A 9905-nucleotide genomic window follows, 5' to 3' on the forward strand; every position below is an offset into this window, starting at 1 on the left:
CACCATCGGGCATCGTGAATCAGACTTGGATATACCTTATGGCGCTGCAAATACCCCCGTTATCGGAAAACCTTGGGTTGCCGCCATATCGGCGCGGCGCTCGGCCCGCCCGGAGTTTCGGTAAAATTCCGCTTGCACGCCGATCATCGTCGTCTCAAAATCCCGGCCATGCGCAGTTCGCCGCTCGGCGGCATCCTCACCGGTTTTTCAGGAGCACGAATGGCAAACTACCCCGACTTGACAAAATACTTGGCGGCTGCAAACGCTGGGCCGGCGCTGTTCGACGACCCAGTGATTCCTTACTTGATCAAGGTGTGGCTGGACGATTACGGTCGGATCGGCATCGCATTCGACATAGTCGAAACCGAAGTCGACGGCTTTAACTATTTGTTCGATATTGCCGCCGAGCGGCTGCTGGCGGCTTTCGGCGTCAGCCGGGGCCGGCACGGCGAGCCCAGGGATCGCTCGCGGATGGCCGGCCATCCGCTTAGCGCGGGTCCGCTATACCATCGCGGCCATGCGATCCCGCACACGCTGGGCGGTCCAACCGACATCAACTTGGTTCCGCAGTTGGGCGCGATCAACGTCGGCCCGTTTCGAGAATTGGAAAAACGCGCGGTCGCCACACCCGGTTCGCTGTACTTTACTTACTGGATTTATCGAAAATCGCGCGACCAAACGCCGATCGCGGTCGACCAAGGCCTGCTGATACCGGGCAGGCCGCCGGAGATACATCACTATCGCAACTAAGCCCGCGTCGGCGCCAAGCCAACATTCTTGTCCACCCCCAAAGGAGCATGCCATGGCTCAATCCAAACTCGTATCAATCATCGCCGCCGCGTTTTCCAGCGCGGCGGCTCACGCGGCCGTTGTCAGCGATTTCGAATCCGGCGACCAAGGCTGGGAAATAGTCAGCTTTACCGACTTCAGTCGGAACGACTACACCGAGAAAGGCCATTACGCCGTCAACCATCTTTTGGGCGGCGGCCGTCCCGGCAATTACATTGCCGCGACCGACCCCGACAACGGCGATTTCACGTTTTCGGCGCCGGCGGCGTTTCTGGGCAACCAAACCGGCGCTCAAGCACTGTCCTACGATTTGACCTACCGGGACGGCGCAGTCAACTGGCAGACCACCGACCTGATGTTGGTCGGTGCCGGCCAGCGTCTGTTGTGGCGGCGCGATCCGGCCATCGTGCCTAGCGCCAACTGGACACGGGTTAGCGCCAATTTCGCGCCGTCGTCGGAATGGCGAGTCGGAACCACCGACGGCGCATTCGCCACGGCGGCCGACTTCAGCGCCGTATTGGCCGACTTGACCGGCTTGTACATTCACGGCGAATACACCGACGGCATTGTCGAAACTGCCGGCCTGGACAATGTCAGACTGGGCGCGGTGCCGTTGCCGGCGGCCGCCGGTATATTCGGATTCGGCCTACTGGCATGGCGCGCCACTTCCAGGCGCCGCGCCAACGGCTGAGCCACCGCAACCGCCCACGCCTCCGGCCGATTCTCGGTAAGCCGAGTCCGGCCGATTTTTCTCTCTAACCGGTTTCACCCGGCGTTCGAATCCACGCCGGAAGGATCGCTTGCCCAACCTGGCCTTTACGCCTTTTTTACACCCCTCCCGCTAGAATCGCCGCCTCCTGCCGGCCTATTCGCGCCGGCGACCCACGCTTGCGAGAGGCCGCGAAAACAGCATGTCAGGAAGTCGGATACAGCGCCCCCCTATACGATTGACACCCGGCGGATACGGACTATCGGCTGTACTGTTGTTGTGGCCCGATCCGGGCCATGCCGGATCGGTCAGCGCGCCGTTACCGTTGAATCTGACCGGACATTGGGCCGGCTACGCCAGCTTGGGATTGATGATTGCCGCATATATCGCGGCGATGTTCGAGGAAACCACCCAATTGCGCAAATCCAAGCCGATGCTGCTGGCCGCCACGCTAATCTGGTTTCTGATCGTACTGGCTTACGGACAACACGGCCAAGGCGCGGTGGCCGTTGCCGCCTTCAAAAGCAATTTGCAAAGCTATATCGAACTGTTGCTGTTCATCATGGTATCGATGACCTATCTGAACGCGATGGAAGACATGGGACTGTTCAAGGCCTTGAAGATTTGGCTGGTCGGCAAGCAACTGAGTTACCGGCAACTGTTTTGGATTACCGGCGGCTTGGTGTTTCTGGTGTCCTGCGTCGTTAACGGCCTGACCGCCGGATTGCTGATGGGCGCGGTTGTCGTCGCGGTCGGCAAGGACAATCCGAGCTTCGTCGGCTTGGCGTGCCTGAACGTGGTCATCGCCACCAATGCCGGCGGTTCCTTTAGCCCGTTGGGCGGAATATCGACGCTGTTTGTCTGGCAGCACGGCATGTTGGGTTTCACCGAGTTCTTTAAGCTGTTTGTGCCCTGTCTGGTCAACTTTTTGATACCGGCATTAGCCATGCACTTCGCGGTACCCAGCGCCAAGCCCGCGGTCGCGTTGGAAACTTTAACGATGCCGCGCGGCGCCAAGCGAATCCTGTGTTTGTTCGGCGCGACGATCGCGCTGGCGGTGGGGTTTGATATGAGCCTGAAATTACCGGCCGCCGCCGGCATGATGGCCGGGCTGTCGTTATTGCAGTTCTTTTATTTCTATCTGCAACAGTCCGACAGCCCGGCCAAACCGAGCCAGTCGGAATTCTCACTGTTCTTCGGCGGCGGCGATATGCAACAATCCGAGTTCGAAGCTCGCCGGCTGGATATTTTCGACAAAGTCGGCCGGTTGGAATGGGACACGCTGTTGTTTTTTTACGGTGCGATGATGGGCATCGGCGGCTTGGGTTTTATCGGCTACCTAGACGCGGCGTCGCAAATTCTGTACGGCCAATTCAGCCCCACCTTGGCCAATGTCCTGATAGGGCTGGGTTCGGCCTTCGTCGATAACGGCACCTTGATGTTCGCGGTATTGACGATGCATCCGGATATCCCGCAAGGTCAATGGTTGTTGCTGACCTTGACGCTGGGAGTCGGCGGCAGCTTGTTGGCGATAGGCTCGGCGCCGGGGATCGGCCTGCTCGGTCAGGCCAAGGGTCAATATACGTTCGCCAGCCACATGAAGTGGTGTCCAGTCATTTTACTGGCCTATTTCGCCAGCATCGGCGTGCATTTTTGGATCAACGCCGGTACGTTTTAGGGCCTCGCTCCGTTGGCTTAAACCCACTCCAGCAGATACCGCAAGCTATCGATGACTCCCAACCCGCTCGCCGCCCCGCCGCAAACCCGCCAACGCCTGATCGGCTACGCCTGGGGAATAGCCGCGCCGTTGCTGTGTACCGCGTTGGCCTGGCCGCTGCGCCAACTGCTCGGCGAGGCCAGTATTCTAATGACCTATCTGCTGGGCGTGTTTCTGGTGGCCAGCCGCTACGGCCGCAACGCCTCGTTGCTCGCCTCGCTGATCAGCGCGCCGATGTTCGCGTTTTATTTCGCCCGGCCGATTTTTTCGTTCGCGATTTCCGATCTGGAAAACGCGGTTGGCTTGGTGGTGATGATCGTCGTCGCCAACCTGACCAGCAAATTGCAGAATCAAGCCAAACAGCAGACCGAACTGGCCCGGCAACGGGAAGCCCGCACCGACGCTTTGTACCGGCTCAGCCGGGATTTGGCCGGCGTCGAGACTGTCGAGCGCGTGACTGAAATCACCGAGCGTCATCTGCGCCAAGCCTTCGGCGCGGTTGGTAGGCTGGTGCCGACCAGCGATCTTGAGCAATCCCCGCTCCGCCCCGCCGACGGTTTGCCCGCTGACCTGGATTGGGCGACCGCGGCACTCGCGTTTCAAGAAAACCGGACTGTTACGACCGACACGGCCCGCTATTTTCCGTTGCGCGGCTCGCAAACTCGACAAGGCGTCCTCGTGCTGCAAGCAGCCGATCCGGGTAGTCGTGAAACGAACTTCTTTCTTGAGACGTTTTGCAATCTGATCGCGCTGAGTCTGGAACGTTTGCAATTCGCCGGCCAAGCTCGGGAGGCTCGTTTGCAAGCCGAAGCCGAAGCCCTGCGCAATGCCTTGCTGAGTTCGATCTCCCACGACTTGCGTACCCCGCTGACCCGCATCGTCGGCGCGGTCGGCGCGCTGATCGATCATCGCAACCGCCTGAGCGCCGCCGACCGCGACGATTGCCAGAAAACCATACTCGACGAAGCCCAGCGCATGTCGGATTTGACCGGCAAGCTGTTGGACATGGCCAGACTGAACAGCGGCGAATGGGTATTGCATCGGGAATGGAATGCGATCGAAGAACTGGTCGGCAGCGCCCTGCATCGGCTCGACAGCGGATTGCAAGGACGTCCGGTGCGCACCCGAATTCCCGACGATTTGCCCCTATTGCGGATCGACGCGGTGCTGATGGAACAGGTCTTGGTCAATCTAATCGAAAACGCAATCAAACATACGCCCGCAGGCACGCCGGTGGATTTATCCGCTGAACGCGCCGAAGGCGGCGTCCGCCTGAGCGTGGCCGACTACGGCCCCGGCATTCCCAACGGCTTGGAGAACAAAATATTCGAGAAATTCTTCCGCGGCGCTCCCGAATCCCAACACACCGGCGTCGGTCTTGGACTGGCGCTGTGCCGAACCATCGTCGAGGCCCACGGCGGGCGGATTTGGGCCGAAAACCGGGTCGGCAAGGGCGCGGTATTTGTCATCGACTTGCCACAACCCGAGCAACCGCTCGCGACGGCCGCGCTCGAGGATATGGCGTGAACGACTCGGCGCCCCGCATCCTGCTGATTGAAGACGACGCCCAAACTCGGCGTTTTCTGAAAACCAGTCTGCAAAATCGCGGCTGGCGCATCTCCGAGGCCGATTGCGGCAAGACCGGACTGACGCTGGCCGGCCAAGCCGATCTGGTGATACTGGACTTGGGGCTGCCGGATATGGATGGCATTGCCGTGACCCGCCGCTTGCGGCAAGTGTCGGACCAACCCATCCTGATCTTGTCGGCGCGCAGCCAGGAACACAACAAAATCGCCGCGTTGGACGCCGGCGCCGACGATTACCTGACCAAGCCCTTCGGTAGCGGCGAATTGCACGCCCGGCTGCACGCCTTGCTGCGGCGCGTCGCGCGCGGCTCGGCGACTCAGGAGATTTTCGAGACCGGCGAACTGCAAGTAGACTTGGCGCGGCGCCGGGTCTGCGTCCGCGGCAGCGAGGTACGGGTGACGCCGATCGAGTTCCGCTTGCTGAGCATTTTGATCCGCCACGCCGACCTGGTCGTGACTCATCGCCAATTGTTGCTGGAAGTCTGGGGCGGCGAACATGTCCAGGACCAACATTATTTAAGAATTTACATGGGGCAATTGCGCCATAAACTGGAAGTCAATCCGGCCCGGCCGCGCTACTTGTTAACCGAGGTCGGTGTCGGCTATCGCCTGGTTTGCGAAGACGCGGCCGGCGACCAGGATTAAATTTCTTGGCGTCCGGCCGCGCCGGCAGGCCGGCGTCGCCAACGATTCGGCACGATGGGATTGACGCCGGAAGGCAGCCGCCACCGCGATTTTTACGTTATTTTTATGCGCGATTCATTATAGTGGCCGGCGTTTTTGCCTTTAGCGGACGCCTCTTGAATCCCCCCGCCCCAGCCATCTGCCCGGATACTTCATGTCAGCAAACCCCAACCCGTCGCAACTGAAAACCTTGACGCTCAGCGCCATCGGCGTGGTGTTCGGCGACATCGGCACCAGCCCGCTATACGCGGTCAAGGAAGTCTTCCATGCCGGTCTGTTAACCGACGCCGCGCACGTCCTCGGCGCGCTGTCGTTGATTTTTTGGTCCCTGACGCTGGTGGTCACCACCAAATACGCGATCTTCATCATGCGCGCCGACAACGACGGCGAAGGCGGCATCATGGCCCTGCTGGCGCTGGCGCTAAAGACCGCCAAGCAAGATCCCCGCAAGGCCGGCTTCATCATTGCCACCGGCTTGATCGGCGCGGTGTTGTTTTATGGCGACAGCATCATCACCCCGGCGATTTCGGTACTCAGCGCGGTCGAGGGTTTGCAGATCGTCGCGCCGAAACTGGAACATTACGTACTGCCGATCACGCTGGCGGTGTTGACCGCGCTGTTTTTGGTGCAAGCCAAGGGTACCGAACACGTCGGCCGACTCTTCGCTCCGGTCATGTGCGTCTGGTTCGTCAGTTTGGCGGCCATGGGTATCGTCAATATCGCCGGCCATCCGCAAATCCTCGGTGCCATCAATCCCTACCACGGCATTGCGCTATTAAGCGAACTCGGTTGGCGAGGGTTTGTCGTGATGGGTTCGGTGGTGCTGGCCATTACCGGCGCCGAAGCCTTGTATGCCGACATGGGCCATTTCGGCTTGAAACCGATCCGCTGCGCCTGGTTCGGCTTCGTGTTTCCGGCTTTGTTGCTGAACTACTTCGGACAAGGCGCGCTCATCCTGGAAAATCCCGCCGCCGTCGAAAATCCGTTTTATCTGATGGCGCCGAATTGGGCGCTTTATCCGTTGCTGTTGCTGTCGACACTGGCGACCGTGATCGCGTCGCAGGCAGTGATTTCCGGCGCTTTCTCGCTGACCCGCCAAGCCATCCAGCTGGGTTACACGCCGCGCATGCGGATTCTGCATACCTCCGGCGACGAAATGGGCCAAATCTATATCCCGGCGGTGAACTGGTTGCTGATGGCGGCGGTATTCGTGTTGGTGCTGGAATTTCGCTCGTCGTCGGCGTTGGCCTCGGCCTACGGTCTGGCGGTGACCGGCACGATGATCACCACCACGATACTGGCCTTCATCGTCATCAAGGAATTGTGGCGTTGGAAAGAGACCACCAGCATCGGCTTTCTGTCGCTGTTTTTAAGTTTCGACGTGCTGTTTTTTCTAGCCAATACCGTCAAGATTCCGGAAGGCGGTTGGTTGCCGCTGGCGGTCGGTGCCGCGCTGTTCATCCTGATCACCACCTGGATCAAGGGTCGCCAGCTACTGGGCCGGTACATGGACGACAAGCGGGTCATGTTCGAGGAATTGGAAACCCGCCTACAAACCCGGAAACTGAAAACCGTTCCCGGCACCGCGATTTATCTGGCGAAAACCCTGCACGGCGTACCGCTGGTCTTGCTGCATAATCTGGAGCACAACCACATATTGCACGAACAAATGATCGTGCTGACCATCGTCACCAAGGACGTGCCCTATGTCGGCGAAAGTCAGCGCATCAAAATTCGGCTGTTCGGAGAAAACGACCGTTTTTACCGGGTCAAGATGTATTTCGGCTTTCAGGAGGAACAGGATGTGCGCCGGGCCTTGCAACTGTGCGCCCGCGAGGGTTTGATCATCGATCAGAAACATGCGTCGTTCTTTATCGCCAGCGAAAAACTCTCGTTCCGCCGCCGCTGCCCGATGCCCAAATGGCAACGCCCGCTGTTCCGCTTTTTATTCCACAACGCCTCCAGCGCGATCGAATATTTCAAGATTCCGGTCGACCGGGTGATCGAACTGGGAATACGGATCGAGTTGTAGGTTGGCTGCCGCGCCGGCTGTCGCAAGCAATACCGCCTAGCGATTCTTCGGCGGCCCCGCCAGGATTTAGATAGTGCCGGAAAGCACCGGCGCCAGCTGCTTGGTCTTGATCGCGGCGACGGGCCGCCAATTTCCGGTCATACTACGCGACCGAATCCACTTAGGGACCGCATGCCCATGACCGACCAAAAACCTATCGCCATCGTCGCCGCCGATTTGCCGCCCCGAGTCCGTCCGTCACTGTATCCGGAACCCTTTGCGTCGCTGATGGCCGGCCGGGAAAAACGGGTCTTGGGCGACGCCTTCGGTCTGGTCAATTTCGGCGTCAACCTAACCCGCTTGGCGCCCGGCGCCCGCTCGGCCCTGCGGCATGCCCACGCCACGCAGGACGAATTTGTCTACGTGCTCAACGGCGAAGCGACCTTGGTCACCGATCGAGGCGAAACCCGGCTGTGCGCCGGCATGTGCGCCGGTTTCCCGGCCGGCACCGGCAACGCCCATCATTTGCTCAACCGCACCGATGCCGACGTGGTTTACCTGGAAATCGGCGACCGCTCGCCCGGCGACACCGTCGTTTATCCCGACGACGACCTACAAGCCCGGCTGAACGAGGCCGGCCAATGGCAATTTCTGCACCGGGACGGCCGCCCGTATTGAATCATTGCTGGTCAGGTTTAACGCAGTTTGTATTTTTCGATCCGGTAGCGAATTTTTTCGCGGGTGGTTTTCAGAATGCGCGCGGCTTCCATGACGTTGCCGTGGCAAAGGTCAAGCATGCTGCGGACGATTTCGCTCTCCATATCCTCCAAGCCCATGCTGCCGTCGGTCGGAAACTGCAACTCCAGGCGCGCACCAGTGGCATCCAGCACTGGGATATTCGCGCCGCAACTCGCGTGTTCAGCCTCTTCAGCAAACACTGCCGCACTTTTCCCGTCATTCGGCAACCATTGCTCCGGCAACTGCTGCGACGACGATAAAATCACACTACGCTCCAACACGTTCCTCAGCTCCCGCACGTTACCCGGCCAGCGATAGCTTTTCAACAACTGCCAGGCGCGCGGCGATACTTGGCTGACCTTCTTGCCGGCCAGTAAATTGAATTCGGCAATCAAGGCCGGCACCAAATCGTCCAGATCGCCGATGCGCTCGCGCAAACTGGGTAAGCGCAGTTCGAAAACACTCAAACGGTAATAAAGGTCCGAGCGAAACCCACCGTTCTTGACTTCATCCTGCAAATTCCGGTTGGTGGCGGCGATGATGCGGATGTCCACGCCGATTTCCTTCTCCGCCCCCAAGCGACGCAGTTTGCGATCCTCCAGCACTTTCAGTAATTTGGCCTGTAGGTCCAAGGACATTTCGCCGATTTCGTCCAAAAACAAGGTGCCGCGATGGGCTCGCTCGATCAGTCCCCGATGGCGGGCCTTGGCACCGGTGAAGGCGCCGGCTTCGTGACCGAACAGTTCCGATTCGAGCAAATCCTTAGGCAGGGCCGCGCAGTTCAGTTCGATCAGCGGCTCCTTGGCCCGTTCGCTGTTGTAATGCAGAATCCTGGCCGCCAAGCCTTTGCCCGTGCCGGTTTCGCCGGTCAGGATCAACGCGCTATAGGGCACTTGACTGAGTTGGCGCAACATCTCGCCGGTCTGGCGGGTGACAGGACTGTTGCCGAGAAAGGTTTCCGGCGCATAGCGCTTGCCGGCGTTGACCGAGTCGGTCAGAATTCTCCGCTGGGCCTTGGCACTACGCAACGCGCTACGCACCACCATGTCCAGTTGCTCCTGAAGGCAGGGTTTGATCAAAAAATCGAAAGCCCCCAGGCGCAAGGCCCTTACCGAGTCCGGCACGTCGCCGTAACCGGTCAGAAACACCCATTCGCAGTCCGACAAGTTGCCGCGAGTTTCTTCCAGCAAATCCAGACCACTACCGTCCGGCAGGCTAAGGTCGGACAGAATTAGCGACGGCCGCAAATCCGGATTACTTAGAATCACCCGGGCCTGAGCGCAGTCGGCCGCCAACAGAGTCTCGAAACCCAAGCGAGCGTAATAGCGCTGAAGCTCACTACCTAACAAGGCTTCGTCTTCGATGATCAGGATGCTGTCGTTCATAAGTTGGCGAAAGGTGGTGGTGGGCAATTGCGGCCGGTACCGGTTACGGCAGCCGAAGGGCGGATTTAATTTCGCCGAGGTGGCGGCGAGTGAATATCAACTTTACGCAAAAACGGTGCCGGTTACCACCGGATCGGCTCGTGAACCGCCCGATCGGAGGATGTGCGGTCTCAACGGCGCTAGACGTGCCGAATCGGAAAAGGAAGTTCGCCCCGCGATCCGGCCCGATTGCCGGCCGGCAGCCAATTGGGGGAAAATCACCGCCCCGCGTGGTTGAAAGTCACCA

Annotated in this window: 8 protein-coding genes; 7 read left to right on the plus strand and 1 reads right to left on the minus strand. The window is 59.7% G+C overall.

Features of this window, described 5'->3' with window-relative positions:
- The first annotated feature begins 219 nt into the window (after positions 1-219).
- The 7 genes from AC3B8H_RS14460 to AC3B8H_RS14490 all read left to right on the plus strand — a co-directional run bounded on the left by AC3B8H_RS14460 (position 220) and on the right by AC3B8H_RS14490 (position 8174).
- Positions 220-750, plus strand: coding sequence for a hypothetical protein (locus AC3B8H_RS14460; RefSeq protein WP_488442251.1), 531 nt, complete (start codon positions 220-222; stop codon positions 748-750).
- 52 nt (positions 751-802) lie between these two features.
- A complete protein-coding gene (locus tag AC3B8H_RS14465) occupies positions 803-1480 on the plus strand; it encodes a laminin B domain-containing protein (protein ID WP_488442252.1) in 678 nt (225 codons plus the stop codon).
- Between the two features lie 250 nt (positions 1481-1730).
- Positions 1731-3176 (plus strand): sodium:proton antiporter NhaD, encoded by a 1446-nt coding sequence (gene nhaD, locus AC3B8H_RS14470; RefSeq protein ID WP_488442258.1) that lies wholly within the window; start codon positions 1731-1733, stop codon positions 3174-3176.
- 51 nt (positions 3177-3227) lie between these two features.
- Complete coding sequence (locus AC3B8H_RS14475; RefSeq protein ID WP_488442253.1) at positions 3228-4742, plus strand: DUF4118 domain-containing protein; 1515 nt, start codon at positions 3228-3230, stop codon at positions 4740-4742.
- Positions 4739-5446 carry a response regulator gene (locus tag AC3B8H_RS14480; protein ID WP_488442254.1) on the plus strand — a complete coding sequence of 236 codons (708 nt, stop codon included), beginning with the start codon at positions 4739-4741 and terminating at the stop codon, positions 5444-5446. The genes AC3B8H_RS14475 and AC3B8H_RS14480 overlap by 4 nt, the downstream gene beginning before the upstream one ends.
- Before the next feature lie 193 nt (positions 5447-5639).
- Positions 5640-7517, plus strand: coding sequence for a potassium transporter Kup (locus AC3B8H_RS14485; protein WP_488442255.1), 1878 nt, complete (start codon positions 5640-5642; stop codon positions 7515-7517).
- Between the two features lie 177 nt (positions 7518-7694).
- Positions 7695-8174, plus strand: a complete 480-nt coding sequence (locus AC3B8H_RS14490; RefSeq protein WP_488442256.1) for a cupin domain-containing protein — start codon at positions 7695-7697, stop codon at positions 8172-8174.
- Between the two features lie 17 nt (positions 8175-8191).
- Here AC3B8H_RS14490 and AC3B8H_RS14495 read toward each other — a convergent pair whose 3' ends face one another.
- Positions 8192-9619: a sigma-54-dependent transcriptional regulator gene (locus AC3B8H_RS14495; RefSeq protein WP_488442257.1), complete on the minus strand. Its 1428-nt coding sequence runs from the start codon at positions 9617-9619 to the stop codon at positions 8192-8194.
- Positions 9620-9905: the final 286 nt, after the last annotated feature.

It is taken from the genome of Methylomonas sp. BG-2, from assembly GCF_057766305.1.

Coding starts and splice junctions, on each gene's coding strand:
- AC3B8H_RS14460 (WP_488442251.1), top strand. CDS start 220: ATGGCAAACTACCCCGACTTGACAAAATACTTGGCGGCTGCAAACGCT.
- AC3B8H_RS14465 (WP_488442252.1), top strand. CDS start 803: ATGGCTCAATCCAAACTCGTATCAATCATCGCCGCCGCGTTTTCCAGC.
- AC3B8H_RS14475 (WP_488442253.1), top strand. CDS start 3,228: ATGACTCCCAACCCGCTCGCCGCCCCGCCGCAAACCCGCCAACGCCTG.
- AC3B8H_RS14485 (WP_488442255.1), top strand. CDS start 5,640: ATGTCAGCAAACCCCAACCCGTCGCAACTGAAAACCTTGACGCTCAGC.
- AC3B8H_RS14490 (WP_488442256.1), top strand. CDS start 7,695: ATGACCGACCAAAAACCTATCGCCATCGTCGCCGCCGATTTGCCGCCC.
- AC3B8H_RS14495 (WP_488442257.1), bottom strand. CDS start 9,619: ATGAACGACAGCATCCTGATCATCGAAGACGAAGCCTTGTTAGGTAGT.